The 25,749-nt window shown below is 63.4% G+C and carries 25 protein-coding genes and 1 tRNA gene; 11 read left to right on the top strand and 15 right to left on the bottom strand.

All coding sequences use genetic code 11. The features are described from left to right. Nucleotides 1-22: 22 nt before the first annotated feature. From B5527_RS40545 to trpA, 3 genes are all read right to left on the bottom strand, one after another. Nucleotides 23-1,267: a bifunctional folylpolyglutamate synthase/dihydrofolate synthase gene (locus tag B5527_RS40545; RefSeq protein ID WP_425305121.1), complete on the bottom strand. Its 1,245-nt coding sequence runs from the start codon at nucleotides 1,265-1,267 to the stop codon at nucleotides 23-25. Nucleotides 1,268-1,362: 95 nt separating this feature from the next. After that, entirely contained in the window at nucleotides 1,363-2,304 is a 942-nt protein-coding gene (gene accD / locus B5527_RS40550; RefSeq protein ID WP_079606496.1) for an acetyl-CoA carboxylase, carboxyltransferase subunit beta, read from the bottom strand. Nucleotides 2,305-2,470: 166 nt separating this feature from the next. Continuing rightward, nucleotides 2,471-3,307: a tryptophan synthase subunit alpha gene (gene trpA / locus B5527_RS40555; protein ID WP_079606497.1), complete on the bottom strand. Its 837-nt coding sequence runs from the start codon at nucleotides 3,305-3,307 to the stop codon at nucleotides 2,471-2,473. A 308-nt stretch (nucleotides 3,308-3,615) separates the two neighbouring features. Between trpA and B5527_RS40560 the strand changes: the two genes are divergently transcribed. After that, nucleotides 3,616-4,836, top strand: coding sequence for an integrase core domain-containing protein (locus tag B5527_RS40560; protein ID WP_245332352.1), 1,221 nt, complete (start codon nucleotides 3,616-3,618; stop codon nucleotides 4,834-4,836). Nucleotides 4,837-4,859: 23 nt separating this feature from the next. On the opposite strand, the gene trpB is transcribed toward B5527_RS40560, so the two are convergent. The 8 genes from trpB to aroA form a co-directional block, all read right to left on the bottom strand. Beyond that, nucleotides 4,860-6,077: a tryptophan synthase subunit beta gene (trpB, locus tag B5527_RS40565; protein ID WP_079606498.1), complete on the bottom strand. Its 1,218-nt coding sequence runs from the start codon at nucleotides 6,075-6,077 to the stop codon at nucleotides 4,860-4,862. Between the two features lie 121 nt (nucleotides 6,078-6,198). After that, complete coding sequence (locus tag B5527_RS40570; RefSeq protein ID WP_079606499.1) at nucleotides 6,199-6,876, bottom strand: phosphoribosylanthranilate isomerase; 678 nt, start codon at nucleotides 6,874-6,876, stop codon at nucleotides 6,199-6,201. Nucleotides 6,877-6,939: 63 nt separating this feature from the next. After that, nucleotides 6,940-7,335, bottom strand: coding sequence for a lipopolysaccharide assembly protein LapA domain-containing protein (locus B5527_RS40575; RefSeq protein WP_079607878.1), 396 nt, complete (start codon nucleotides 7,333-7,335; stop codon nucleotides 6,940-6,942). Between the two features lie 68 nt (nucleotides 7,336-7,403). After that, complete coding sequence (locus B5527_RS40580; protein ID WP_079606500.1) at nucleotides 7,404-7,709, bottom strand: integration host factor subunit beta; 306 nt, start codon at nucleotides 7,707-7,709, stop codon at nucleotides 7,404-7,406. Between the two features lie 171 nt (nucleotides 7,710-7,880). After that, nucleotides 7,881-8,861, bottom strand: coding sequence for a signal peptide peptidase SppA (gene sppA / locus B5527_RS40585; protein WP_079606501.1), 981 nt, complete (start codon nucleotides 8,859-8,861; stop codon nucleotides 7,881-7,883). 303 nt (nucleotides 8,862-9,164) lie between these two features. After that, complete coding sequence (gene rpsA, locus B5527_RS40590; RefSeq protein WP_079606502.1) at nucleotides 9,165-10,868, bottom strand: 30S ribosomal protein S1; 1,704 nt, start codon at nucleotides 10,866-10,868, stop codon at nucleotides 9,165-9,167. A 251-nt stretch (nucleotides 10,869-11,119) separates the two neighbouring features. Beyond that, nucleotides 11,120-11,758 (bottom strand): (d)CMP kinase, encoded by a 639-nt coding sequence (cmk, locus tag B5527_RS40595; RefSeq protein WP_079606503.1) that lies wholly within the window; start codon nucleotides 11,756-11,758, stop codon nucleotides 11,120-11,122. Beyond that, nucleotides 11,755-13,104, bottom strand: a complete 1,350-nt coding sequence (gene aroA / locus B5527_RS40600) for a 3-phosphoshikimate 1-carboxyvinyltransferase (protein ID WP_079606504.1) — start codon at nucleotides 13,102-13,104, stop codon at nucleotides 11,755-11,757. The genes cmk and aroA overlap by 4 nt, the downstream gene beginning before the upstream one ends. 145 nt (nucleotides 13,105-13,249) lie before the next feature. Here aroA and B5527_RS40605 point away from each other — a divergent pair, with 145 nt between their 5' ends. The 10 genes from B5527_RS40605 (at nucleotide 13,250) to B5527_RS40650 (ending at nucleotide 21,145) form a co-directional block, all read left to right on the top strand. Then, nucleotides 13,250-13,675: a TIGR02300 family protein gene (locus B5527_RS40605; RefSeq protein ID WP_079606505.1), complete on the top strand. Its 426-nt coding sequence runs from the start codon at nucleotides 13,250-13,252 to the stop codon at nucleotides 13,673-13,675. A gap of 120 nt (nucleotides 13,676-13,795) precedes the next feature. Continuing rightward, a tRNA-Ala gene (locus B5527_RS40610) sits at nucleotides 13,796-13,871 on the top strand. A gap of 146 nt (nucleotides 13,872-14,017) precedes the next feature. Next, nucleotides 14,018-14,257 carry a GIY-YIG nuclease family protein gene (locus tag B5527_RS40615; RefSeq protein WP_079606506.1) on the top strand — a complete coding sequence of 80 codons (240 nt, stop codon included), beginning with the start codon at nucleotides 14,018-14,020 and terminating at the stop codon, nucleotides 14,255-14,257. Nucleotides 14,258-14,307: 50 nt separating this feature from the next. Beyond that, nucleotides 14,308-15,516 (top strand): CaiB/BaiF CoA transferase family protein, encoded by a 1,209-nt coding sequence (locus B5527_RS40620; protein ID WP_079606507.1) that lies wholly within the window; start codon nucleotides 14,308-14,310, stop codon nucleotides 15,514-15,516. A gap of 387 nt (nucleotides 15,517-15,903) precedes the next feature. After that, complete coding sequence (ugpB, locus tag B5527_RS40625) at nucleotides 15,904-17,217, top strand: sn-glycerol-3-phosphate ABC transporter substrate-binding protein UgpB (RefSeq protein WP_079606508.1); 1,314 nt, start codon at nucleotides 15,904-15,906, stop codon at nucleotides 17,215-17,217. Nucleotides 17,218-17,274: 57 nt separating this feature from the next. Further along, nucleotides 17,275-18,156, top strand: a complete 882-nt coding sequence (gene ugpA / locus B5527_RS40630; RefSeq protein ID WP_079606509.1) for a sn-glycerol-3-phosphate ABC transporter permease UgpA — start codon at nucleotides 17,275-17,277, stop codon at nucleotides 18,154-18,156. Between the two features lie 5 nt (nucleotides 18,157-18,161). Continuing rightward, the gene (ugpE, locus tag B5527_RS40635) at nucleotides 18,162-19,010 is read left to right on the top strand and encodes a sn-glycerol-3-phosphate ABC transporter permease UgpE (RefSeq protein ID WP_079606510.1); all 849 of its coding nucleotides are present in this window, start codon (nucleotides 18,162-18,164) and stop codon (nucleotides 19,008-19,010) included. Nucleotides 19,011-19,124: 114 nt separating this feature from the next. After that, nucleotides 19,125-20,225, top strand: a complete 1,101-nt coding sequence (locus B5527_RS40640) for a sn-glycerol-3-phosphate import ATP-binding protein UgpC (protein ID WP_079606511.1) — start codon at nucleotides 19,125-19,127, stop codon at nucleotides 20,223-20,225. Between the two features lie 177 nt (nucleotides 20,226-20,402). Continuing rightward, nucleotides 20,403-20,828, top strand: a complete 426-nt coding sequence (locus B5527_RS40645) for an Hsp20 family protein (RefSeq protein WP_079606512.1) — start codon at nucleotides 20,403-20,405, stop codon at nucleotides 20,826-20,828. 50 nt (nucleotides 20,829-20,878) lie between these two features. Then, on the top strand, nucleotides 20,879-21,145 hold the full coding sequence (locus B5527_RS40650) for a DUF1150 family protein (protein WP_079606513.1): 267 nt from the start codon (nucleotides 20,879-20,881) through the stop codon (nucleotides 21,143-21,145). Between the two features lie 315 nt (nucleotides 21,146-21,460). Here B5527_RS40650 and ptsN read toward each other — a convergent pair whose 3' ends face one another. The 4 genes from ptsN to lptB all read right to left on the bottom strand — a co-directional run bounded on the left by ptsN (nucleotide 21,461) and on the right by lptB (nucleotide 25,662). Further along, the gene (gene ptsN / locus B5527_RS40655) at nucleotides 21,461-21,922 is read right to left on the bottom strand and encodes a PTS IIA-like nitrogen regulatory protein PtsN (RefSeq protein WP_079606514.1); all 462 of its coding nucleotides are present in this window, start codon (nucleotides 21,920-21,922) and stop codon (nucleotides 21,461-21,463) included. A gap of 223 nt (nucleotides 21,923-22,145) precedes the next feature. Continuing rightward, nucleotides 22,146-22,757 carry a ribosome hibernation-promoting factor, HPF/YfiA family gene (gene hpf / locus B5527_RS40660; RefSeq protein WP_079606515.1) on the bottom strand — a complete coding sequence of 204 codons (612 nt, stop codon included), beginning with the start codon at nucleotides 22,755-22,757 and terminating at the stop codon, nucleotides 22,146-22,148. Between the two features lie 58 nt (nucleotides 22,758-22,815). Further along, nucleotides 22,816-24,474, bottom strand: a complete 1,659-nt coding sequence (gene rpoN / locus B5527_RS40665; RefSeq protein ID WP_079606516.1) for an RNA polymerase factor sigma-54 — start codon at nucleotides 24,472-24,474, stop codon at nucleotides 22,816-22,818. A gap of 204 nt (nucleotides 24,475-24,678) precedes the next feature. Beyond that, complete coding sequence (gene lptB, locus B5527_RS40670; protein ID WP_079606517.1) at nucleotides 24,679-25,662, bottom strand: LPS export ABC transporter ATP-binding protein; 984 nt, start codon at nucleotides 25,660-25,662, stop codon at nucleotides 24,679-24,681. Nucleotides 25,663-25,749: the final 87 nt, after the last annotated feature.

The raw sequence follows: 25,749 nt of genomic DNA on the forward strand, positions 1-25,749 counted from the left end.
GCACCGCGTCCGGGAAACGATCTTATCCCGGCGGCGTGCCGTTGAGGCCAAGCACGTGGCCGGCGAGGTAGAGCGATCCCGTGATCAGGATGCGCGGCGGCACTTCATAGGCGAGGCGCGTGAGGGAACGCAGCGCGGCTTCGACACCAACAGCGGTTTCCACGCGCATGCCGAGCTGGCGCGCGGCATCGGCCAGTGTATCCGGCGGCATTGCGTTGTCGCGGTCCGGTATCTGCACGGCGATGATGTGGCGCGTGAGCCCGGCGAAGTTAGCGAGGAACGCGCTGGCGTCCTTGTTGGCCATCATGCCGGCGATGACGACCAGCGGACGCGATACCCGCTCCTCGAGGTCGCCCAAAGCGGCGGCGGCGACGCGGCCGCCCTCGGCATTGTGCCCGCCGTCGAGCCAGATCTCGCACCCCGGCGGCGCCTGTTCGATCAGCGCGCCCGACGCCAGGCGCTGCATCCGCGCCGGCCATTCGGCGTTGATGATGCCGGCCTCGAACGCCGATGGTTCGATTCTGAAACGGTTTTGCGCGCGCAGCGTCGCGATCGCCAGACCGGCATTGTCGAACTGATGCCGGCCGAACAGTTTTGGCGCCGCCAGGTCCATCAGGCCGCGATCATTCTGATAAACCAGGCGTCCGCGCTCGACATTGACGTGCCATTCCTGCCCGGCGCCAAACAGCGGCGCGCGCATGCGTTTGGCCTGCTGCTCGATTTCGGCCATCGCCTCGGGGGGCTGCTCCGCACAAATCGCCGGCACGTTGCGCTTGATGATGCCGGCTTTTTCGCGGGCGATCGTCGCGAGGGTGTCCCCGAGAAATTCGGTGTGATCCATGCTGACCGGTGCGATCACCGTCGCCAGCGGCGTGTCGATCACGTTGGTGGCATCGAGCCTGCCGCCGAGACCGACTTCCAGCAGCACCACATCGGCCGGATGCTGCGCGAACAGGCAGAATGCCGCAGCGGTCTCGATTTCAAAAATGGTGATCGGTGCACCGGCGTTGGCGCGCTCGCAATGTTCCAGCGTCGCACAGAGTTCCTCGTCATCAACCAGAGTGCCGCCGCCGGCCCGGCCAAGGCGGAAGCATTCGTTGATCCGCACCAGTGAGGGCGAGATATAGACGTGGACGCGCAGGCCGGCCGCTTCCAGGATCGCGCGCAGATACGCGATCGTCGAGCCCTTGCCGTTGGTGCCGGCGACATGAATGACCGGCGGCAGCTTGCGTTCGGGATGATCGAGCCGCTCCAGCAGAAGCTGCATCCGCTCCAGGCCAAGGTCGATACGCTTCGGGTGCAGGGCGGACAGCCGCGCGATCAATTCGCCGAGCGGCGGCGAGGATCTGGCCGCGGACACGTTCACGCGTGGGGTGCGGCCGGCGCCACGTCCGCACCTGATACGATCTGGACCGGCATGGCGACCTGCGGCACCGGCTTCGAGGCGGTTTCCACCGCCGGCGACTTCGTCAGCAGCCGGCACAGCCGCGCCAGCGTCGCACGCAGTTCGTGGCGATGCACCACCATGTCGACCATGCCGTGATCCCTGAGATATTCCGCGCGCTGAAAACCTTCCGGCAATTTCTCGCGGATGGTCTGCTCGATCACGCGCGCGCCGGCAAAGCCGATCAGCGCACCGGGCTCGGCGATCTGCACGTCGCCCAGCATGGCGTAGGAGGCCGTGACGCCGCCGGTGGTCGGATTGGTCAGCACCACGATATAGGGCAGTTTCGCCTCGCGCAGCATCTGCACGCCGACCGTGGTGCGCGGCATCTGCATCAGCGACAGAATGCCTTCCTGCATGCGGGCGCCGCCGGAGGCCGCGAATACGATGAACGGAGACTTCTTCTCGACCGCGAGTTCAAGCCCGCGCACGATCGCCTCGCCGGCCGCCATGCCGAGCGAGCCGCCCATGAAATCGAAATCCTGCACCGCGATCACGACGGCCGCGCCCTCGAGCTTGCCGTAGCCTACCTTGATGGCATCGTTCACCCCGGTCCTGGCGCGGGCGTCCTTGATGCGGTCGGCATATTTGCGCTCGTCGCGGAATTTCAGGGGATCGGCGGTGACGTCGGGCAGCGCCACATCGAACCATGTCTCGTTGTCGAAGATCGATTTCAGCCGCGCCACCGCGCCCATGCGCATGTGGTAGTTCGAGCCGGGAATCACGAACTGGTTGGCCTCGACATCCTTGTAGAACACCAGCTGCCCGGAATCGGGGCACTTGATCCACAAATTCTCCGGCGTCTCGCGGCGCAGGATGTTGCGGATCTTCGGCCGGACGACGTTGGTGAGCCAATTCATGGTTCGCTCCGATTCGCGATCAAGCCCGATCGCCCTTGATAATTTAGAGCGCGATCGGACGCAAAACCGGATTCCACTTTTGCTGATCGCGCTTTTGAATATATGGCGGCCCGGAGGATACCCGGCAAGCCGCCGCTGTCCGGTCTGTTTCCACCGCAATTGTGGCTTATTCGGCGGCCTGTTTCGCTCCGCGCACCCCCTGCGCCAGCGCGGCCACGAGATCGGCGACCGCATCGACGGTTTTGGCCGTCGCACGGCCCTCCGCGTCGAGACTGCCGCGCAAGGCATCGACCAGCGCGGTGCCGACCACCGCCCCGTCGGCATGTTGCGCAATGCCGCGCGCGGCCTCCGGCGTCCGGATGCCGAAGCCGACGCAGACCGGCAATGTGGTGTGCCGCTTGATGCGCGCGACAGCCTCGCCGACGACGTTGGTGTCTGCGCTGGCGCTGCCGGTAATGCCGGTAATCGAGACGTAATAGACAAAGCCCGAGGTGTTGGCGAGCACGGCGGGCAGGCGCTTGTCGTCGGTGGTCGGCGTGGCCAGCCGGATGAAATTCAACCCGGCCTGCATCGCCGGCAGGCACAATTCACTGTCTTCCTCCGGCGGCAGATCGACGATGATCAACCCGTCGACCCCCGCGGATTTCGCGTCGGCCAGAAATTGATCGACGCCGTAGATGTAGATCGGATTGTAGTACCCCATCAGCACCAGCGGCGTGGTGGTATCGCCGGCGCGAAACGCGCGCACCATCGCCAGCGTTTTCTTCAGCGTCATGCCGGCCTTCAGCGCGCGCAAACCCGCCGCCTGGATCGCCGGCCCGTCCGCCATCGGATCGGTGAAGGGCATGCCGATCTCGATGATGTCGGCGCCGGCCTTCGGCAGCGCCTTGATGATCTCGAGCGATATTGCGGGATCGGGATCGCCGGCCATCAGGAAGGTGATGAAGGCCGAGCGGCCTTGCTTTTTCAGCTCGGCGAAACGTGCGTCGATGCGGGTGGTCATAGTGGGGCGCCTGCTGCGTTGTGCTTCTCCTCGAAGCGTGTGCCCGCGGAGAGACCCCCACCCCGGCCCTCCCCCGCAAGCGGGAGAGGGAGCAGATATTGCCTCATGGATAATCCGTTCGTAGTCGATTCTCGCGCTGCGATCTCGGTCGGTCCCCTCTCCCGCATGCGGGGGAGGGTTAGGGTGGGGGCTCTCTCCACGGTACGGACCGGATAGATTCCCGACATTTTAGACCGGGATGATTCCCGACAGGTTTCAGAATGCGCCGGAGGGAGGACCCTTCGATGCCATTTAGAGAGACCGGTCGGATGGAAGAGCGTATTCGGATGTTTTTGGAGTACGAGAGCGGGAACTGGAGCGTATCGGAGGTGTGCCGGCGCTACGGGATTTGCCGCGACACGTTTTACGAATGGCGCAAGCGGAAAGAGAGCGGCGATCCGGCCTGGTTTCAGGACCGCTCGCATGCGCCCTTGCAGTGTTGGCAGACCACGAACGGTGCGATTGCAGAGAAGGTGATCGCGGCGCGGCGGCGATTTCCGTATCTGGGGCCGCGCAAGCTGTTGGCGGTGCTTGATCGGGATGCCCCCGAGATCGCCTGGCCTGCCGCCTCGACGATCGGGGACATTCTCAAGCGCGCAGGCTTGGTCTCGCCGGTGAAGCGGCGCCGTCGCCCGCTCGACCAGCGGCGGCCCTGCACGCCGGTGACGAGCGCCAATGATGAGTGGAGTACGGACTTCAAGGGCTGGTTTCGCACCCGCGACCAGCGGCGGATCGATCCCTTGACGGTAGCAGACAGTCACAGCCGTTTTCTGATCGAACTCCGCATTGTCGCCCCCACTATTGAGGGCGTTCGCCCCTGTTTTGAACGGGCTTTCCGTGAGCATGGCCTGCCGCTTGCGATCCGCTGCGACAATGGTTCGCCGTTCGGCTCGCGTGGCCCGGGCGGTCTCACCCGGCTGTCGGCCTGGTGGATGAAGCTCGGCATCACACCGCACTTCATCCATCCCGCCTCGCCGCAGGAGAATGGCCGACACGAGCGCATGCACCGCACGCTGAAGGCACAGACCTCGGTCCCGCCAGCCAGCAACGCACCCGAGCAGCAGGCCCGCTTTGACATGTTCCGAAAGCATTACAACGAGGAACGTCCGCACGAAGCGCTGGACCAACGGCCGCCGGCAGAGTTCTACAGCCGCTCCCCGCGCACCATGCCGCCGCGCGCGGAAGATCCCTGGTACGACGCCGATCATCAGGTCCGTCGCGTCCGCGGCAACGGCGAGATCAAATGGAAAGGCGAGTTTGTATTCATCGGTGAAGCGCTGGTGGATGAACTTGTTGGCGTTGCTGAGCTCCAGACCGGTGACCACATCGTGCGCTTCTGCGATCTGGACATCGGCCTCATCGATCGCCGCGGCCTGTTCACCCGGTTCGCTCCGCTTCGTGAGCGGCTCCGCGACCCGGGTGAACAGGCCGCTCAACCCAAACTGTCGGGGATCATGCCGGTCCAAAGTGTCGACAATCATGCCGGTTGAACCCACGGACTCAACGCCGATATTCACTTCTTCCTCCCCCGCAAGATATCCGCCACCTGCGGGATGTCCTTGTCGCCGCGGCCGGAGAGATTGACGACCATCAGATGATCTTTCGGCCGCTTCGGCGCGAGTTCCATCACCTTGGCGATGGCGTGCGCGGGCTCCAGCGCCGGGATGATGCCTTCCAGCCGCGACAGCAGTTGAAACGCCGCCAGCGCCTCTTCGTCGGTCGCGGACAAATACGTCACCCGGCCGGTTTCGTGCAGCCAGGAATGCTCCGGGCCGATGCCGGGATAATCCAGTCCGGCCGAGATTGAATGCGCGTCCTGGATCTGGCCATCGTCGTCCATCAGCAGATAAGTGCGGTTGCCGTGCAGCACGCCGGGCCGGCCGCCGGCGATCGAGGCCGCATGCAATTGCGTCAGCCCGTGGCCCGCGGCCTCGACCCCGAAAATCTCGACCGAGGGATCATCGAGGAACGGATGAAACAGCCCCATGGCGTTGGAGCCGCCGCCGATACAGGCGATCAGCGAGTCCGGCAGGCGGCCTTCCTGCTCCTGCATCTGGGCGCGGGTCTCGACGCCGATCACCGACTGAAAATCGCGCACCATCATCGGATAGGGATGCGGTCCCGCCACCGTGCCGATGCAATAGAACGTGTCGTGCACGTTGGTGACCCAGTCGCGCAGCGCGTCGTTCATCGCATCCTTCAGCGTACGCGAGCCCGACTGCACCGGGATTACCTTGGCGCCCAGCATCTCCATGCGAATGACATTGGGCTGCTGCCGCTCGACGTCGACCGCGCCCATATAGACCACGCAGTCGAGCCCGAACCGCGCGCACAAGGTCGCGGTGGCGACGCCGTGCTGGCCGGCGCCGGTCTCGGCGATGATGCGCTTCTTGCCCATCCGCCGCGCCACCATGATCTGGCCGAGTACATTGTTGACCTTGTGCGAGCCGGTATGGTTCAGCTCCTCGCGCTTGAAATAGATTTTGGCGCCGCCGAGATGTTCGGTGAGACGCTCGGCGAGATACAGCGGCGACGGCCGGCCGACATAGTTCTTGAGATAGCCGCTCATTTCGGCCTGGAACGCCGGATCGGCCTTGGCGTCGGCGTAGGCCTTCTCCAGATCGAGGATCAGCGGCATCAGCGTTTCCGCGACAAAGCGTCCGCCGAAAATGCCGAAATGCCCGCGCTCGTCCGGACCGCTGCGGAAGGAATTGGGTTTAGCGAGACTCATTGTTGCCTTTCGTCATGGCCGGGCTCGTCCCGGCCATCCACGCCTTGCTTCCTCTGGGTTACGACAGACGTGGATGCCCGGGACGAGCCCGGGCATGACGCTGTTGAGCCGACTGCCGCGATCATCGCGCACCTGACGCACTGAGTGCCGTATCATTTTCGACCGCGCGCGCGGCGCGAATGAAGGCGCGGATCATCTCGGGATCCTTGATCCCGGCTGCCCGCTCCACGCCGGAGGAAACGTCGACGCCGCCGGCGCGGGTAACGCGAACGGCTTCCACGACATTGCCGGCATGGAGGCCGCCGGAAACCATGAACGGCAGCCGGAGATCGAGCTTCTCAAGCACATGCCAGTCGAACACGGCTCCGAGGCCGCCGGGGCGGGTGGCTTCGCTGGGCGCGCGGGCATCGAACAGGATGCGGTCGGCGACGGCGGCGAGGCCGGGCAGCGGCGCGAGATCGGAAGCACTTTCGACCGCGATCGCTTTCATGACCGGCAATCCGAAGCTCTGCCTGATGTCGCGCAGCCGTGCCGCGGTTTCCCGGCCGTGCAGTTGCAGGATATCGGGCTGCAGCGCCTCGACGATGTTGGCGAGCGTGGCATCATCGGCATCGACCGTGAGGGCTACCTTGATAGCGCGGCCCTTTGCCTGCCTGCCGAGTTCGCGCGCGGCCTCAAGACCCAGATGCCGCGGCGAGCCCGGAAAGAACACGAATCCCACCATGTCGGCGCCGGCCGCCAGCGCGACGTCGAGCGTTTCGCGCGTGGACAGGCCGCAAATTTTGACGATCAGGGACATGGTTCAAGGCACGGGTTAGGGCGACGACGGTGGAGCGGAAAAGCGCTCGCGATGGGCCGCGTTCTACAACGTCGCGCCCTGCTTGTCTCGCCCGCCCGCCCCATATCCGCCGCCCGGCTGCGGGGCAGGAATCCGCGGCAGATCGTATCGCGAGGGCGTCATGGCGCCGGCGCGCAGGTCGGCCATTTGCGCCCGCGCCTGCCGCGCGTCGGCTTCGTATTGCCGCGCGGCGCGGCGCCAGTGGCGCTGCCGGAACCAGGTCGCGGTGCCCCCCGCCACCACGCCCAAAATCGCTACCACGATGATGACGACGAACAGCGGCAGCGTGACGGCGACCGATGGATCAGTCGAATTGAACGGATCGAACGACACCGTCACCCAGTGACGATTGGCGACCGCGAAGACGACAAAGATCAGGCCCAGCGGAATCAACACCAAGCCTGTCAGAAATTTTCGCATGACCATCTCTCGCGTTGCTGGAGACTGGCGGGCGCGCAGACCAATCCGGGGCGGAATACGCGTAACGCCTAGGCGCCGGCGTCGGGCGCTCCGCCCTCGCGGTTCAGCCGTTCCCGCATTTCCTTGCCCGTCTTGAAAAACGGGACACTCTTCTGATCCACCGGCACATGGGCGCCGGTGCGCGGATTGCGGCCGGCACGGGCCGGACGATGCTTCACCGAGAACGCGCCGAAACCGCGCAGTTCGACCCGGTCGCCCCGCGCCAATGCGGCAACGATCTCATCGAGAATCGCGTTCACGATGTTCTCGACATCCCGCTGGTAAAGGTGCGGGTTGTGCTCGGCGATACGCTGAACAAGTTCGGATTTGATCATCGAGACTGGGACCCGGGAATGTGCGGACATCCATTTCCGTGAAAATGCCTTGAACTGTCAAGACGCTAAATCAGATTTGGGTCGCGCGAAAACACGTGACAAACGCCCCGATAGGGAATTGTGACAATACCCGCAGTGCGGGAGGAGGGGCGGAAACCGGACTTACGCGGCTTAATTCGTCCCCACCGGATGCCACAGTGCCAGCATGCCATCGAGACCCAGGCGATCGACGGCTTGCGCAACGCCGGCCTGCTCAACCTGCCGCGCGATCGCGCTCAAGCCGAGCGCGTCCAGGGTAATGGAGGCCGCCGTGCGCAGAAAAGTCAGGTCGCCGAACCGCGGCGCCAGCTTGTAATCGCGCACCGGCAGATCGGCCTTGACGCCCTTCTGGGCGACGAGCCAGGCCACGGCGGTTTTCTCGTCGCCGAGCTGATCGATCAGCTTGAGATCGACCGCCTGATGGCCGGTGAAGACCCGTCCGTCCGCAACCTGATTGAGCAAGGCGTCGTCCATGCCGCGCCGCTCTTTCACGAGGCCCCGAAACCACGCATAGGAATCCTTTACCAGCGCATCAAGCGCCGCGCGCGCTTCCGGACTGGTCGGCTCAAAACCGTTGGGCGCCGCTTTCAGCGGCGAAGACTTCACTTCTTCGACCTTGACGCCGACCGTTTTCAGCAAGTCGGTAAAATTCGGAAATTGAAACAGCACACCGATCGAACCGACCAGGGAGGTCTGCTGGGCGACGATGTGATCGGCCGCGATCGCGGTGATGTAGCCGCCCGATGCCGCCAGTCCCTCGACCACCACCACCAGCGGTTTCTTCGCCTTCAGGCGGACCAGCGCGTCGTAAAGCTGCTCGGACCCGGCGGTGGTGCCGCCGGGCGAGTTTATGTGCACGATGACCGCCGCCGCGTTTGATTTTTCCAGCCGTTCCAGCGCCTCGACGCGATCCTGGTCGCTGCGGATCAGGCCTTCGATGTTGACGCGGGCAATCGAGCCGGAGGTCGTTAGCGCGCTGCGGCCGCCCGGCGTCGCCAGGACAGCGATGGTGACGACCGCGGCGATCGCGACCACCGTCGCGACCACACGCCAGAACGTCAGCTTGCGGCGTATCCTGCGGCGATCGACGATCACGTCTGAATCAAGCGACATCGAAAATCTCCTCAGGAGCGGTCGTTAAGGGGGTCGCACGGTATTCCCTGCACAGCCTTAATATACCGTCCATCAGTTACATCAATTGCGGTGCAATATGAAGAAAACAAGGCCCCCGCGGCGCCATTCCCGCCGTCATGGCCAGGCTCGTCCCGGCCATCCACGTCCTTGTCTCAAGAAAGTAAGACGTGGATGCCCGCGACAAGCGCGGGCATGACGAAAGAGTGTTCATTTATCCGCCAACAAAAAAAGCCCCGGTCGAAACCGGGGCCCTGATTTGATTGTGACAATGAAGCGTGAGGCTTACTTGTCGGTGCGCTGCTTGAGCGCGGTGCCGAGAATGTCGCCCAGCGTCGCCCCCGAATCGGAGGAGCCGTACTGCGCGATGGCTTCCTTCTCTTCGGCGACTTCCAGCGCCTTGATCGAGACCTGCACCTTGCGGGCCTTCTTGTCGAACTGGATCACCCGCGCATCGACCTTTTCGCCGACGGCGAAACGCTCGGCGCGCTGATCAGAGCGCTCGCGCGCCAGTTCGGACCGCTTGATGAAGGTGGTGAAGTCGGTGCCCGAGATTTTCACCTCGATACCGCTTTCCTTCACTTCGAGCACTTCGCAGGTCACGACCGCGCCCTTCTTGACGTCGCCCGGCTCGGCGAAGGGATCGCCTTCGAGCTGCTTGACGCCGAGCGAGATGCGTTCCTTCTCGACATCGACATCGAGCACCACGGCCTTGACCATGTCGCCCTTCTTGAAGTTGTCGATCACCTGCTCGCCCGGAAGCTTCCAGTCGAGATCTGACAGATGAACCATGCCGTCGACGTCGCCCTCGAGCCCGAGGAACAGGCCGAACTCGGTCTTGTTCTTGACCTCGCCCTCGACCGTCGATCCGACCGGGAATTTTTCGACGAACACTTCCCAGGGATTGCGCATGGTCTGCTTGAGGCCGAGCGAAATCCGGCGCTTGACCGAATCGACCTCCAGAACCTGCACTTCGACTTCCTGCGAGGTCGAAACGATCTTGCCGGGATGCATGTTCTTCTTGGTCCACGACATTTCCGAGACGTGGATCAGGCCTTCGATGCCCGGCTCCAGTTCGACGAACGCGCCGTAGTCGGTGATGTTGGTGACGCGGCCGGTGAAGCGCGCATTAAGCGGGTACTTCGCCTCGATGCCCTGCCACGGATCGTCCAGCAACTGCTTCATGCCGAGCGAGATGCGGTGGGTTTCGTGGTTGATCTTGATGATCTTGACCTTGACGGTCTGGCCGATGGTCAGCACTTCGGTCGGGTGATTGACCCGGCGCCAGGCGATATCGGTGACGTGCAAGAGGCCGTCGATGCCGCCGAGGTCGACGAACGCGCCGTAATCGGTGATGTTCTTGACGACGCCGTCGATGACCTGGCCCTCTTCGAGATTCTGCACCAGTTCCTGGCGCTGCTCGGCGCGGGTCTCTTCCAGCACGGTGCGGCGTGACACCACGATGTTGCCGCGGCGCCGGTCCATCTTGAGTATCTGGAACGGCTGCGAATTGTTCATCAGCGGTGCGACGTCGCGGATCGGACGGATGTCGACCTGCGAACGCGGCAGGAAGGCCACCGCGCCGTCGAGATCGACGGTGAAGCCGCCCTTGACCTGATTGAAGATGACGCCGTGCACCTTCTCGTTATTGTTGAAAGCCTTTTCGAGCTTGCCCCAGCTTTCCTCGCGGCGCGCCTTGTCGCGCGACAGGACGGCTTCCCCGAGCGCATTCTCGATGCGGTCGAGAAACACCTCGACCTCGTCGCCGACCTTGAGTTCGCTTTCGCGGCCGGGCCCTGCGAATTCGCGCAGCGCCACGCGGCCTTCGGTCTTCAGGCCGACGTCAATGACGGCCATGTCTTTCTCGATCGCAACAACGATGCCCTTAATGACGGAGCTTTCCTGCAGATTGCCGCCGGCAAAGGACTCGTCGAGCATGGCGGCAAAATCGTCGCGGGAAGGATTATAGGAAGTAGCAGTCGAAGCCATTTGTTCTCCAGATGCGGGTGTCGCCGGCGATTGGGGTTAAGGGCGCATCGGGCGTGAAGTGTTAGAGGTCCGCAAACCCTAACGACCGCCTCGCGAAAAAAAATCGCAACAGCGGGCCGGCAGCATGCCTGCACGTTCGATACGTTGAATTCGTCCGGAACCTAAAACGAGTTTATCGATCTCGAAGCCTGGAGCGGGCTTTCCTCCAATGACGGCAGCGGTTTGGTTTGCAAGCCTTCAAATGAAAGCCTTCAAACCCGCTGCCGGCCCGCTCGGACGGCCTCGACAATGTCGATGGCGGCCCGGACGCCGCCTTCTATATCCAAATTGGAGTTGTCGAGCAAGTAAGCATCCGGTGCCGCTTTTAAAGGCGCGATGGTCCTGTTCTGGTCGCGCTCGTCGCGTTTGAGGATATCCGCCAGCACCGCCGCCTCGTCGGCGTTCTCGCCGCGCGCTTTCGCCTCCAGGGTCCGGCGCCGGGCCCGGACTTTCGGGTCGGCCACGACGAATATCTTCACATCGGCGTGCGGGCAGATCACGGTTCCGATATCGCGGCCGTCGAGCACCGCGCCGGGCGGATCGGCGGCGAATTGGCGCTGAAAATTCAGCAGTACCTCCCGCACCTTGGGGATCGCCGAAACCACCGAGGCGGCGTCGCCCACCTCCTGGGTCTTCAGCGCCGGGTTGCCGAACTTTTCGGGGTCGAGCTCGAGTGCCGCGGAGACCGCGAGCATCTCATCGGTCAGGTCGGCGCCGGCGTCCATGAGCGCCTTGGCCACCGCGCGGTAGATCACACCGGTATCGAGGTGACGATAGCCGTAATGCCTGGCGAGCCGCTTGCCGAGCGTGCCTTTTCCCGAGGCCGCGGGTCCGTCGATGGCGATGATCATGAAAACTCCGCCCCAAGCGAGCGCATCATCGGGATGAAATCCGGAAAGCTGGTGGCGATGAAGGCGGTGTCGTCGACCTTCACCGGCTTGTCGGAGGCTAGCCCCATCACCAGCGCCGACATCGCGATCCGATGATCCATGTGGGTGGCGACCAGGCCGCCGCCGGGCACGTAGCCCTTGCCCTCGACGATCATGTCGTCGCCGGATATCTCGACCCTGACGCCGTTGACGCGCAGCATGGCGGCGGTGGCTTCCAGCCGGTCGGATTCCTTGACCCGCAATTCCCGCAGGCCGCGCATGATGGTGGTGCCTTCGGCGAAGCTCGCCGCCACCGCCAGCACCAGATATTCGTCGATCATCGAGGGCGCCCGTTCGGGGGGCACCTCGACGCCGCGCAGTTTCGAGGCGCGCACGCGCAGCTGCGCCATCGGTTCGCCGGCATCGCCGCGCAGCTCGCTTTCCTCGATCGACGCGCCCATCTCGCGCAGCGTCGTGAGCAGCCCGGTGCGCAGCGGATTGGTCATGACATCCGACAGAACGAGGTCGGAGCCTTCGACGATCAGGGCCGCCACGATCGGGAACGCCGCCGATGACGGATCGGCCGGCACCACGACGTCGGCGCCGTGCAGCTCGGACTGACCGGTGAGCGCGATTTTGCGGCCGTGACGGCCCTCAGGCGTCGAGACGATCTGCGCCCCAAAATGCTTCAGCATCAGCTCGGTATGGTCGCGGCTCGCCTCGGTCTCGATCACGGTGGTAACGCCCGGTGCGGCCAGCCCCGCCAGCAGCACGGCGGATTTGATCTGCGCCGAGGCCACCGGCGTGCGGTACAGGATCGGCAAGGGATCGCGGGCCCCCTGAAGCGTCAACGGCAGGCGGCCGCCCTCCCCGCTTACGCCGACCCGCGCGCCCATCAATTCCAGGGGATCGAGCACCCGCCGCATCGGCCTGCTGCGCAGCGAGGCGTCGCCATCGAAGATCGCCGTGATCGGGCAGCCCGCCACCGCACCCATCACCAGCCGGCAGCCGGTGCCGGAATTGCCGAAATCGAGCGGATTCTCCGGCTGGGCGAAGCCGGCCACGCCGACACCCCGCACCGACCAGGCGAAATCGCCGGTTCGCTCGACCCGGGCACCCAACGCCCGCATCGCCTTGGCGGTATTGAGCACATCTTCGCCCTCGAGCAGGCCGGTAATCCGGGTTTCGCCGACCGCCAGCGCGCCCAAAATCAGGGCACGGTGCGAGATCGACTTGTCGCCGGGGACGCGGACCTTCCCGGTCAGGGAACCGCTGGGACGTGCCTCAAGCGGCGCTGGTTGATCGGGAAGGTGATTTGAATGAGTCAAGATTGTGTCCTCTGCGCCGGCGGCAGGTATCACATGGGCCGCCCGACGTCACGCGGCCGTCCGCCTTCCGCAAAGCGCTATTGACAGCAGCGTGGCAACTAGCCAAGTGAAGCACCGTTTTTCAGAAATTCCCAGGATTCCACACGTGGCCAAATCCGATCTCGGAACCAAACGCATTTGCCCCACGACGGGCAAGAAATTCTATGATCTCAACAAGAACCCGGTGATTTCACCCTACACCGGCGAGGTGGTGCCGATTGCGCCGATTCCGCCGCCGCGGACCCGCGCCGACGCCGCCGCCCGCGCCAGTGCGGCCGCCGCCGCCTCCGCCGCCGAGGCGACGCCGGAGCCGGTGGAGGCCGAAGAGTTGGTGCCGCTCGAGGAAGCCGATGCCGAGGAAAACACCGGCAAGGTCAAGGCGGTCGTTCCCGAGTCGGAAGACGACATCGAGATCGACGAGACCATTGAAGACGACGACGATGACGATTCCACCTTCATCGCCGACGAGGAAGAAGGCGACGAGGACGTCACCGACATCATCGGCGACGTCGGCGGCGACGAGGAGACTTGAGATCGGCCCTGAACTGTGTTCAGGGTTTTCTCCCGCGCATCACCCAAGGCGCGCGGGCAGCATGATCCGGAAAAGTGGCGACCGGTTTTCCGAAAAAATCATGCTCAAAAATAGAGTTAAGGGGCCATAGCTCAGCTGGGAGAGCGCTTGCATGGCATGCAAGAGGTCGGCGGTTCGATCCCGCCTGGCTCCACCACGCTTCGCCCTTCGGGCTACGCGTGGCGCAGCCACGCAAGAGCCCGAAGAGCGAAGCGTGCCCGGCGTAGCCCCCTTGGGCGAAGACGGGCTGGAGACGGGATCCGATACCATCTAAGATTTGGGCTCGCCCATAGGTGAGCGCCCATGTGGTACGTTTACATTATCCGCAGCATCCATTTTCCAGGACAGGAATACACCGGCGCGACCGCAGACCTGAAGCGGCGGATACCTGAACATAACGCCGGCAAGTCCACCCACACCGCAAAATTCACACCCTGGGAATTGGTTTGGTATTGCGCTTTTCCGGACAAATACAAAGCACTGGAATTCGAAAAATATCTCAAATCCCACTCCGGCCGGGCATTTGCGAAGAAGCGCCTCTGATGCTTAATGCGCGCGACGACGTCTCTCACTAACATCCGCAAGAAACGCCCATGACCGCAGAAACTGTCCCCGCCGGCGCGATGACCGGATTGCGCGTGATCGACCTGACGCGTGTGCTCGGCGGACCCTACTGCACGCAAATCCTTGCCGATCACGGCGCCGACGTGATCAAGGTCGAGCCGCCCGCCGGCGACGAGGTGCGTGACTGGGGACCGCCGTTCCACGACGAGGACGCGGCCTATTTCGTCGGCATCAACCGCAACAAGCGTTCGATCGGACTCGACCTCGCATCCGAGGGCGGGCGCGCCGTGCTGATGAAGCTGTTGGAGGGCGCCGACGTCCTGATCGAAAACTTCAAGCCCGGCACGCTCGACAGATGGGGCATCGGCAACGATGTGCTTCGGGCAAAATTTCCGAAGCTGGTGCACTGCCGGATTTCCGGCTTCGGCGCCGACGGCCCGCGCGGCGGCAATCCCGGCTATGACGCCATCATCCAGGCCATGACCGGAATGATCGCCGCGACCGGATCGCCGCAAAGCGGTCCGATGCGGATCGGCGTTCCCCTGGTCGACATCTCGACCGGGCTTTACGCGGCGATCGGGATTCTGATGGCGCTGTCGGAACGGCAAAAATCCGGCCTCGGGCAGTTTCTCGAAACCACGCTGTACGAAACCGGCCTGGCCATCATGCATCCGCACGCCGCGAATTATTTCATGCACGGCAAGCCGCCGCAGCTCACCGGCAACGAGCATCCGAACCTCGTGCCCTACGCGATTTTCCCGACCCGCACCGCCAATATCTTTATCGGCGTCGGCAATGACGGCACCTTCCGCAAGCTGGCCAGGGAGATCGGCAAGCCCGGACTCGGCACCGATCCGCGTTTTGCGCGCAACAAGGATCGCGTCGCCAACCGCGATGCGCTGCGCGTCGAGCTCGCCGCGGTGTTCAGCCAGCACGACGCCGAGCCATTGTGCGCCCGCCTGCTCGCCGCCGGTCTGCCGGCCGGCCCGGTGCAATCGATCGACACCGCGCTGACCAACGCCCACACCGTCCACCGCGGCGACGTCATCGAAAAGGACTGGTACAAAGGCGTGGCATCTCCGGTCCGCTTCGAGCGCACCAAGGCTGCGTTGCGCAACGTCCCGCCGAAATTCAGCGAGCACGCGGCCTCGGTGCTGACCGAGTTCGGATATTCCAGCGACGAGATCGAAGCCCTGGTCGGCCAGGGCGTGGTCTGCGGGCCCGAAAGGAAGCGCTAGAGAAAGATGGTTTTGGATTGAATCGGTCTGGACACTTCGGGTTCACACCTCTCCCCAGCGGGGAGAGGTCGATTTGCGCGGCAAATCGGGTGAGGGGGTGCTGCACCGACGATAGATCGTAACCCCTCACCCGGCGCTACGCGCCGACCTCTCCCTATGGGAGAGGTAAAGTTTCCGCTGCGTCGCAGCTCATCTCAACACGCTTTAGCCCCTATGGATGATGCGCTGCGCCCCGTCGGGTACGCCGGCGAGCCTCCGCCCATTTTACCGCTTCCCTTGGCCGGCGCTTCCCCCGTACCATCCGCTCGCTTATAGGTCATTTGCACGTCATCCGGCGCTGTTAACGCGCGCAATGATGGTGACGGTCCACTGGGGGAGGAATTTTTAATGGCTATCCGGCAATTAGGCGCTGCCGCGGCAGTCGCTGCCACGCTTGCACTCGCGACGCCCGCTTATGCGGTGACCGAGATTCAATGGTGGCACGCGATGACCGGCCCGAACAACGACGTCGTGGTCAAGCTCGCCAACGATTTCAACGCGTCGCAAAGCGACTACAAGATCGTCCCGACCTTCAAGGGCAGTTACGCCGATACGCTGAATGCCGGGATCGCGGCGTTCCGGGCCGGCAACGCGCCGGGCATCATGCAGGTGTTCGAGGTCGGAACCGCGACCATGATGGCCGCCAAGGGCGCCGTCAAACCGGTTTCCGAGCTGATGAAGGAGCAAGGCGAGACCTTCGATCCCAAATCCTATCTGCCGGCAATCACCGGATACTACTCGACCTCGAAGGGCGAGATGCTGTCGTTTCCGTTCAATTCGTCGAGCATGGTGATGTGGATAAATCTCGACGCTCTCAAGAACGCCAATATCGCCGAGCCGCCGAAGACCTGGCCGGAAGTGTTTGCCGACGCCAGAAAGCTGCATGCCACGAACCCGACCTGCGGCTTCTCCACTGCCTGGATCACCTGGGCGCTGATCGAACAGTTTTCCGCCTGGCATAACGTGCCGATCGGTACCAGGGCCAACGGCCTCGACGGCTTCGACACCGTGCTCGAGTTCAACACCCCGCTGGAAACCAAGCTGCTGGAAAACCTGGTCGAGCTGCAGAAGGACAAGAGCTACGATTATTCGGGGCGCACCAACACCGGCGAAGGCCGCTTCACGTCGGGCGAATGCCCGATGTTCATGACCTCCTCGGCGTTCTATCCGAGCGCCAAGGCCAGCGCCAAGTTCGCCTTCACCGCGATCCCGATGCCGTATTTTCCCGACGTCAAGGGAGCGCCGCAAAATTCCATCATCGGCGGCGCGTCGCTGTGGGTGATGGGCGGCAAGACGCCCGCGGAATACAAGGGAATCGCCAAATTCTTCACCTTCCTGTCCGACACCGACCGCCAAGTCTATCTGCACGAGGTTTCCGGGTATCTGCCGATCACGAAAGCCGCCTACGAAAAGACCAAGGCCTCCGGCTTCTACGAAAAAAACCCGATCCTCGAAGTCCCGCTGAAGGAATTGACCAACAAGCCGCCGACCGAAAATTCGCGCGGCCTGCGTTTCGGCGGCATGGTGCAGATGCGTGACGTCTGGTCCGAGGAGATCGAGGCGGCCCTCGCCGGCAAGAAGTCGGCGAAGGAGGCTCTCGATGCGGCCGTGTCGCGCGGCAACCAGATGCTCCGCCAGTTTGAGCGCACCGCCGTCAAGTGACGGCCGCGAGGATCGCGGCCGGGCGCAACCTGGCCGCGATCCGTCCAGCGAGGCATCATGGAAACCCGGGCGATCTTTTCAGGCAAGCTGCTGCCCTATCTTCTGATCCTGCCGCAGCTTGCGGTTTCCCTGATCTTTTTCTACTGGCCGGCGGTACAGGCGCTGCAGCAGTCGTTTCTGGTGCAGGACGCCTTCGGACTCTCGACCGAGTTCGTGTGGTTCGAGAACTACATCAACCTGCTGCAAACCCCTGAATATTATCAGGCGATCGGCGTCACCTTCGTGTTCTCGGCGCTGGTGGTGTTTTTCTCGCTCAGCCTCGGCCTGCTGCTGGCGGTGATGGCCAACCGCAACATCCGGGGCGTCCAGATCTATCGCACCTTTCTGATCGTGCCCTACGCGGTGGCGCCGGCGGTCGCCAGCGTGCTGTTCATCTTCATGTTCCAGCCCGGCCTCGGCATGATCGCGCGCGCGATGCAACGCGCGGGCATCGACTGGAATCCGGTGCTGAACGGCACCCATGCGATGATCCTGGTCGTCATCGTCGCGGTCTGGAACCAGATCAGCTACAATTTTCTGTTCTTCCTCGCCGGCCTGCAGGCGATCCCGAAAAGCGTGATCGAGGCCGCGGCGATCGACGGCGCCAAGCCGATGCGGCGCTTCTGGACCATCGTCTTCCCGCTGCTGTCGCCGACGACGTTCTTCCTGATCATCGTCAACATCACCTACGTCTTCTTCAACACGCTCGGCATCATCGACACCGCGACCGGCGGCGGCCCCAACGGTGCCACGCAAACCCTGGTCTACAAGGTGTTTCAGGACGGCAAGGCCGGCGCCGATCTCGGCGGCTCGGCGGCGCAATCGGTGATCCTGATGGTGATCGTGGTGGCGCTGACCGCGTTTCAGTTTCGCTACGTCGAAAAGAAGGTTCATTACTGAGCGCCATGGTCGAACATCGCCGATTTGGAAACTTGCTGCCCCATCTCGTCCTGCTGGCCGGCGTCGCCATCGTCGCCTTTCCGGTCTACCTCGCCATCATCGCCTCGACCCACGACAATGCGGTGATCGCCAACGGCCAGATGCCGCTGATCCCCGGCTCCCACGCCATCGAGACCTACTGGAACACCCTCGTCGCCGGCACCGGCAGGACCACGCGCCAGCCGGTCGGCGGCATGATGCTGAACAGCCTGATCATGGCGCTCGGTATCGCGGCGGGAAAGATCGCAATCTCGATCATCTCGGCCTATGCGATCGTGTTCTTCTCGTTCCCGTTCCGGATGACGGCGTTCTGGACCATCTTCATCACCCTGATGCTGCCGGTCGAGGTGCGCATCTATCCGACCTACAAGATCACCAGCGATCTGCACATGCTCGATTCCTACGCCGGGCTGATCCTGCCCCTGATCGCGTCGGCAACCGCGACGCTGCTGTTCCGCCAGTTCTTCATGACGGTGCCGAAGGAGCTGGTGGAGGCCTCCAAAATCGACGGCGCCGGCCCGATCCGGTTTTTCTGGGATACGCTATTGCCGCTTTCGGTCACCAACATCGCCGCGTTGTTCGTGATCCTCTTCATCTATGGCTGGAATCAATATCTCTGGCCGCTGCTGATTACGACGCGCGATGACATGCAGACCATCGTCATCGGCATCAAGAAGATCATCGACGTGCACGACGCCCTGACCGAATGGCAGGTGGCGATGGCGACCGCTGTGCTCGCCATGCTGCCGCCGGTCGCGGTGGTCGTGCTGATGCAACGCCTCTTCGTCAAGGGCCTGATCGAGACGGAGAAGTGAAGATGGCGAATAGCGAATGCCGAGGTGCGAGTAGAGCGGCTTGGCGCCCCTTGCCGGCTTGTACTTCCCTATTCGCCATTGGCTATTCGCTGTTCGCCCCTACCGGAAAATCGCATGGCTAGCGTCACGCTCAGAAACGTAACCAAGACCTATCCCGGCGGCTTTGACGCCATCAAGGGCATCGGCCTGGAAGTCGCCGACGGCCAGTTCTGCGTGCTGGTCGGCCCTTCCGGCTGCGGCAAATCCACGCTGCTGCGGATGGTCGCGGGGCTCGAGACCATCACCGGCGGCGAGATCGACATCGGCGGGCGCATCGTCAACTGGATCGAGCCGGCTGAGCGCGACATCGCCATGGTGTTCCAGAATTACGCGCTCTATCCGCATATGAGCGTCTACAACAACATGGCCTATGGCCTGCGCAACCGCGGCATGCCCAAGCCCGAGATCGACACCCGCGTCCAGGAAGCCGCCCGCATTCTCGAACTCGGTCCCATGCTCGACCGCAAGCCGCAGCAGCTCTCCGGCGGCCAGCGCCAGCGGGTCGCGATGGGCCGCGCCATCGTGCGGCAGCCGAAAGTATTTCTGTTCGACGAACCCTTGTCCAACCTCGACGCCAAGCTGCGGATCGCGATGCGCGTCGAAATCCGGAAATTGCAACGGCGGCTGAAGACGACGTCGATCTATGTCACCCACGACCAGCTGGAGGCGATGACGCTCGCCGATATTCTGGTCGTCATGAACGGCGGCCGCGTCGAGCAGATCGGCAACCCGCTTGATATCTACCAGAAGCCGGCGACGACCTTCGTCGCTTCCTTCATCGGCGCGCCGCCGATGAATCTGCTGCCGCTGCGGTCGGACGAAATCAAAGTGCAGTTCGCCGGCGACAGCGGCGCCGCGGCCGGCGAAGCCGGCATTCTGGGAATCCGCCCCGAGGACTTTGTGATTTCGAGCGATCCAATCGCCGGCGGCGGCCTCGCGCTCGAGCTCACCGTGGAAGCAATCGAGCGCGTCGGCGCCGAGACCTTCATCTACGGTACCCGCCGGCACGAAGTGCAAGGCGTTGCCGCCAATCCCGGGGAGTTGCCGCCGGGCGAAGTGATCGTCCGGATTCCCGGCGCGGTCGCGCCTGCCATCGGCGAGCGAATCAGGGCCATTGCGCCGCGCGAAAAATTGCACCTGTTCTCAGCCGACGGCCGCCGGCGGATCGACCTTTGAGCCCCGCCGCTCCGTCATTGAATGCGGTCCACCGCCCGGGTTCGCGGGGTGCTTGAACGCCTGCAGAATCATGCCCATATTCCCTGTCGACCCGGACGGCAGATTCGCCGGACGGCCAAAATGGGTGCCGCAAGGGCCCTGAAATGCCAAAGTCGCTTCGAGAGGACTTTGTAAATTATGTCTCGTGTTCCTTCGTTATCCAGTCCGTTCCTGCTGGGATTCGACGAAATCGAGCGTGTGCTCGACCGGGTCGTCAAGGGCGCAGACGGTTATCCGCCGTACAATATCGAGCGGTGCGACCGTAATAGCGGCCAACCCGAACGGTTACGCATCACGCTGGCGGTGGCGGGTTTCACCCGCGATCAACTCGATGTAACCATTGAGGAAAACCAGCTCGTGATCCGGGGCCGCCAGCAGGACGACAAGGCCCGGCAATATATCCATCGCGGCATCGCCGCACGCCACTTCCAGCGCACCTTCGTGCTGGCGGAGGGGATGCAGGTGCTGGGCGCGGACTTGAAAAACGGGCTGTTGTCGATCGATCTGGCCCGGCCCGAGCCGGAAAAGGTCGTTAAGACAATCGCTATCAATGAACACGAATAATGGAACGAGTAGCGGACTCGACCGCTTAGTCTGACAGAGGAGTCGAGACCATGACAGAAGTTGGTGTTGTGTTTGAACCCGAAAGCGTCTCCACCGAGGCGCTGGCGACACTTGGCGAGGGCCATATCGCCTATGTGAAGCAGATCCGTTCCGAGGACGTACCGGGACTGTTTCCGCAGGCGCCGAAGATCGCGCCGGGACTGAAGCTTTTCGCGCTGCATGCCGCCGACGGCACGCCGATCATGCTGACCGATAGCCGGGAAGCTGCGATCGCGAATGCATGGAGCAACGAATTGCAGGCCGTCAGCGTTCACTAAACGGAGGCTTTCGGCGTCGCTGAAGGAGTGCTTGCTGCGCTCTCGATTCAGCAAATTGAGATTCGTGATACGCGGGTTATGCGCCCAGTTTATCGGGAACATGCCCGTGTATTTTTTTGCCCGTCTTCCGCTTGTGAATATCCAATGCGCGCCCCAAAATCTGGTCACGGCGATAGCGATAGCGTTGTCATCCGGGCGCAATCACTTAAGTCGATCACTCGACAGAAGTTAAGCCATCGCCGACTGTGACCAGCCTGCGGTCGTTTTCAAGCTAAAAGCGCAACAATCCCTGAGCAATCCGAGTCGGGGGCCGCTCTACGCCGCACTCGCCGGGGGCAATGCCAGCACCGAATAGATCGCCTGCGCATCGCGCGAGGCGCGCAGCTTCTTGGCGACGTCCTGATCGCGCAACAGCCGCGCGATGCGGGCAAGGGCTTTCAAATGATCGGCGCCGGCGCCTTCCGGCGCCAGCAGCAGGAACACCAGGTCGACCGGCTGGCCGTCCATCGCCTCGAAATCGATCGGACGTTCCAGCCGCGCGAACAGTCCGAACAGCTTTTCCAGTTTGGGAAGCTTGCCGTGCGGGATGGCGACGCCGTAGCCGACCGCGGTGGTCCCAAGCTTTTCGCGCTGCAGCAGAACCTCGAAAACGGCACGCTCGTTCTGCCCGGTCAGGAGGGCGGCCCGCGCCGCCAGTTCCTGCAGCGCCTGCTTCTTGCTGTTGACCTTCAACGCCGGGAGAATCGCCTCGGGCGCGACCAGATCGGTAATCGTCATGGGGCGTTCCGAGGTGAATTGACCATCAGGTTGCGAAATGGGTTGCAGCGGGTAGCTTCAGGAAGATGGGGCGGGAGGCGGGCTTACGCCCGGGTCCTAATTGGGGGCTTCTACTCCAACGCAAGACCGGTGCCAACTCCCGTGAACCTGTTCCCTAGCCTCTATCCCCGGGGGCGGCGGACCATAGGGAGGGTCCCCGGAAGCGTCAACTCCGATTGACACGCTACTCCCCGGAGTTCACCGCCGGGGGGTCGACCCAGCCGACATTGCCGTCGGCCCGCCGGTAAATGATGTTCACCCGGCCGCTCGATCCGTGCTGGAACACGATGCAGGCGGCGCCGGTCAGATCCAGTTCCATCACGGCCTCGCTGACCGAAAGCCGCTTCAGCGACGTGGTCGCTTCCGCGATGATGACCGGGCTGTAGCCGGCCTCGTCGTGCTCGTCGTCTCCCGCGGGCGCCTCGATCACATAGCTGGGCGCATTGAGGGTCGGCGCGTCCATCCCGGCGAGCGCCGCCGAAGCCGCGTGGGCCTTGCGGGCCGAGCGGTCCTTGAGACGGCTCTTGTAGCGGCGCAGTCGCTTTTCGATCATGATCAGCGCCTGATCGGCGCTGGCATAGGCATCGGCGGCATTGGAATCCGCCTCGAGCGTAATTCCGGAATCCAGATGCAGCGAGCAATCGGTGCGGAAGCCGAAGCCATCCTTGCTCAGCGTGATGTGGCCGGAATAATTACCGTCGAAATATTTGCGCAGCACTTCATCGGTGCGCTCGCTGACGCGGCCGCGCAGTGCCTCGCCAACGTTGATGCTTTTTCCCGAGATCCGCAGAGTCATTGTTGGCGCCTCGATTCTGGAGCGGAACGGACACTATTCCGATTTGGCCCGGGCGCAATCACGCGGGCTGCGTATCCCGGGACCGGTCGGAGGATGCGGCGGGGGCCGAGAGCGCATTGCCGAGCATGCTTTGTTTGTCGCGGCGGCGCTGCACCGAGGACGGGATTCGCATCGCCTCGCGATACTTCGCGACCGTGCGACGGGCAATATCAATGCCGGATGCGCGCAATCGTTCCACGATGGTGTCGTCGGAAAGGATCACCGCGGGGTCTTCGGCATCGATCATCTGCTTGATGCGGTGGCGGACCGCCTCCGCCGAATGCGCTTCGCCGCCGTCGGCCGAGGCAATCGAGGCGGTGAAAAAATACTTCAGTTCGAAGCTGCCGCGATTGGTCGCCATGTATTTGTTGGCGGTCACCCGCGACACCGTCGATTCATGCATCTGGATCGCGTCCGCCACCGCCTTGAGGTTGAGGGGCCGCAGATGCGCCACGCCGTGGGTGAAGAACCCGTCCTGCTGGCGCACGATCTCGGTTGCGACTTTCAGGATAGTGCGGGCGCGCTGGTCGAGCGCGCGCACCAGCCAGGTCGCGTTCTGCAGGCAATCGGTGAAATAGGACTTGTCGCCGTCCTTGCGGACCGTCTTCGACAGCTCGGTATAATAGATCTGATTGACCAGCACCCTCGGCAACGTGTCGCTGTTGAGTTCGACGTGCCAGCCGCCATCCGGCCCCGGCCGCACATAGACATCCGGCACCATGGTCTGGGTTCGCGCCGAGCCGAACTTCAGACCCGGCTTCGGATCGAGACGACGAATCTCGCCGATCATGTCGGTGATGTCGTCATCGTCGACTCCGCAAAGCTTGCGCAGCGCAGCGATATCGCGCTTGGCCAGCAGATCGAGATGCTCGACCAGCGCCTGCATCGCGGGGTCGTAGCGATTGAGTTCGCGCAACTGGATCGCAAGGCACTCGCTCAGGTTTCGCGCGCAGACGCCGGGCGGATCGAATTTCTGCAGCACCGCGAGAACCGTCTCGACCTCTTTGGGCGAGGCTCCAAGCCGCTCGGCGGCCTGCCCCAGATCCGGCGGCACGTAACCCGCCTCATCGACGAGGTCGATGAGGTATTGCCCGATCATGCGCTGCGCAGGCGCCGCAAAAGCCACCGCCAGCTGTTCGGCAAGATGACTGCCGAGCGTGATCTCGGCAGCGACGAAGGCTTCGAGATTGTAGCTGTCATCGTTGGAGGCGCCGCCGCCCCACTCGGTATAGGCGGTCGGCGCCGCGTCCTGCGCGGTGCGCGCGGCGGCCTCCGCCGGCTCCTCGGAAAACACGTTGTCGAGGCCGGTATCCAGGGTCTGCTCGATCTCGGCGCGGCTGCCGAGGTCGCGATTCATCCACTCTTCCTGGGCCGGCTCGAAATTGTCGGAAGCGCCATTGTCCATCCCCGAACGCTCGGTGACAGCGTCGTCGTCATAGGCGGAACCGGAATCGTCGAAATCGGAAAATTCGGCTTGCTCAGGCGTCGGCTCACCCGGAACCGGGGGCTCAGTGCCGTCATTGGCGCGCTCGAGCAGCGGATTTCGCTCGAGTTCCTCCTCCACAAAGGCCGAGAGGTCGATATTCGACAGCTGCAGCAGCTTGATCGCCTGCATCAGCTGCGGCGTCATCACCAGCGATTGCGACTGCCGGAACTCTAATCTCTGCGTCAGTGCCATGGAGGCAAGAACCGATCCCTAAAAGTTGGTCCGATTCTTGCTTAAACTAGTCCGAAGCCGATGTACACGGCTTGACGGACTGGAAAAATGGACTATGCCGCCGCCGGCAAAAACGGGGTCCGGTTTTGCGTCCGGGCGCGCCATAGATTCTGAATGGAGGCATGACCTTATCGCCAAACCGCCCACACTTTGGTGGGTCGTGGGCTAAAGCCGGAATTCCTCGCCAAGGTAAAGGCGGCGTACATCCGGGTTATTGACGATTTCATCCGGATTGCCCTCGGTCAGGATTTCCCCGGCATAGACGATATAGGCGCGGTCGGTCAGTCCCAGCGTTTCCCGCACATTATGGTCGGTAATCAGCACGCCGATGCCGCGATTGGTGAGATGGCGGACAAGATCCTGAATGTCGCCTACCGCGATCGGATCGATGCCGGCGAAGGGTTCGTCGAGCAGCATGTAATTGGGGCGGGTCGCCAGCGCGCGTGCGATCTCGACGCGGCGCCGCTCGCCGCCCGACAGCGCAATCGACGGCGTCTTGCGCAGCCGCGTGATGTTGAATTCGTCGAGCAGGGAGTTGAGTTCGGCCTCGCGTTTTTTCCTGGAGGGTTCGACCACCTCCAGCACCGCACGGATATTCTGCTCTACCGTCAGACCGCGGAAAATCGAGGCCTCCTGCGGCAGGTAACCGATCCCGAGCCGGGCGCGCTGATACATCGGCAGCTTGGTGACGTCGTGGCCATCGAGCTCGATGGCGCCGCGATCGGCCTTGATCAGGCCGGTGATCATGTAGAACACCGTGGTCTTTCCGGCGCCGTTCGGACCGAGCAAACCCACCGCCTCGCCGCGGCGAACATAGATGCTGACGCCACGAACCACCTGGCGGGTGCCGAAACTTTTTTCCACGCTATGCACAGCCAGATAGCCCGTCCGCGGTGCCGGCCGCGGAGCCGCTGCCGCGCCATTGGTCTTCGGACGCGGCGGGGAAACCGGGCGCGGCTTTTCCGCCGGACGCGGCGTATCCAATTGCAGCGGGGCGTCGCGCGCGATCGGCGGCGCGTCGCGCACCGGACTGGTCAGGATCTCGCCCATGCTGTCGCCAAGCACGGTGATGTCTGCGCGGGAGCGCGCAAATCCTGGCGGACTGCGTTTCGCAGGGCGCCGACGGAACATGCCGAGTAAATCCACCATCCCCGCTTAGCTCAGCCTTTCACGGTGATTCCGTTGCGGCGCTCGATTCGCTCGCGCAACATGAAGGAATGGAGGTCGCTTGCCCAG

Origin of the sequence: Bradyrhizobium erythrophlei (assembly GCF_900129425.1) — a bacterium.
GTDB lineage: Bacteria > Pseudomonadota > Alphaproteobacteria > Rhizobiales > Xanthobacteraceae > Bradyrhizobium > Bradyrhizobium erythrophlei_C.

Coding starts and splice junctions, on each gene's coding strand:
- B5527_RS40560 (WP_245332352.1), top strand. CDS start 3,616: ATGGAAGAGCGTATTCGGATGTTTTTGGAGTACGAGAGCGGGAACTGG.
- ptsN (WP_079606514.1), bottom strand. CDS start 21,922: ATGACGATTACCGATCTGGTCGCGCCCGAGGCGATTCTCCCGGCGTTG.
- lptB (WP_079606517.1), bottom strand. CDS start 25,662: ATGGTGGATTTACTCGGCATGTTCCGTCGGCGCCCTGCGAAACGCAGT.
- trpA (WP_079606497.1), bottom strand. CDS start 3,307: ATGACCACCCGCATCGACGCACGTTTCGCCGAGCTGAAAAAGCAAGGC.
- B5527_RS40570 (WP_079606499.1), bottom strand. CDS start 6,876: ATGTCCCTGATCGTCAAAATTTGCGGCCTGTCCACGCGCGAAACGCTC.
- B5527_RS40620 (WP_079606507.1), top strand. CDS start 14,308: ATGACCGCAGAAACTGTCCCCGCCGGCGCGATGACCGGATTGCGCGTG.
- ugpE (WP_079606510.1), top strand. CDS start 18,162: ATGGTCGAACATCGCCGATTTGGAAACTTGCTGCCCCATCTCGTCCTG.
- hpf (WP_079606515.1), bottom strand. CDS start 22,757: ATGACTCTGCGGATCTCGGGAAAAAGCATCAACGTTGGCGAGGCACTG.
- ugpA (WP_079606509.1), top strand. CDS start 17,275: ATGGAAACCCGGGCGATCTTTTCAGGCAAGCTGCTGCCCTATCTTCTG.
- B5527_RS40615 (WP_079606506.1), top strand. CDS start 14,018: ATGTGGTACGTTTACATTATCCGCAGCATCCATTTTCCAGGACAGGAA.
- rpsA (WP_079606502.1), bottom strand. CDS start 10,868: ATGGCTTCGACTGCTACTTCCTATAATCCTTCCCGCGACGATTTTGCC.
- sppA (WP_079606501.1), bottom strand. CDS start 8,861: ATGTCGCTTGATTCAGACGTGATCGTCGATCGCCGCAGGATACGCCGC.
- B5527_RS40640 (WP_079606511.1), top strand. CDS start 19,125: ATGGCTAGCGTCACGCTCAGAAACGTAACCAAGACCTATCCCGGCGGC.
- cmk (WP_079606503.1), bottom strand. CDS start 11,758: ATGATCATCGCCATCGACGGACCCGCGGCCTCGGGAAAAGGCACGCTC.
- B5527_RS40580 (WP_079606500.1), bottom strand. CDS start 7,709: ATGATCAAATCCGAACTTGTTCAGCGTATCGCCGAGCACAACCCGCAC.
- accD (WP_079606496.1), bottom strand. CDS start 2,304: ATGAATTGGCTCACCAACGTCGTCCGGCCGAAGATCCGCAACATCCTG.
- B5527_RS40650 (WP_079606513.1), top strand. CDS start 20,879: ATGACAGAAGTTGGTGTTGTGTTTGAACCCGAAAGCGTCTCCACCGAG.
- rpoN (WP_079606516.1), bottom strand. CDS start 24,474: ATGGCACTGACGCAGAGATTAGAGTTCCGGCAGTCGCAATCGCTGGTG.
- ugpB (WP_079606508.1), top strand. CDS start 15,904: ATGGCTATCCGGCAATTAGGCGCTGCCGCGGCAGTCGCTGCCACGCTT.
- B5527_RS40545 (WP_425305121.1), bottom strand. CDS start 1,267: ATGCAGCTTCTGCTGGAGCGGCTCGATCATCCCGAACGCAAGCTGCCG.
- B5527_RS40645 (WP_079606512.1), top strand. CDS start 20,403: ATGTCTCGTGTTCCTTCGTTATCCAGTCCGTTCCTGCTGGGATTCGAC.
- trpB (WP_079606498.1), bottom strand. CDS start 6,077: ATGAGTCTCGCTAAACCCAATTCCTTCCGCAGCGGTCCGGACGAGCGC.
- B5527_RS40575 (WP_079607878.1), bottom strand. CDS start 7,335: ATGCGAAAATTTCTGACAGGCTTGGTGTTGATTCCGCTGGGCCTGATC.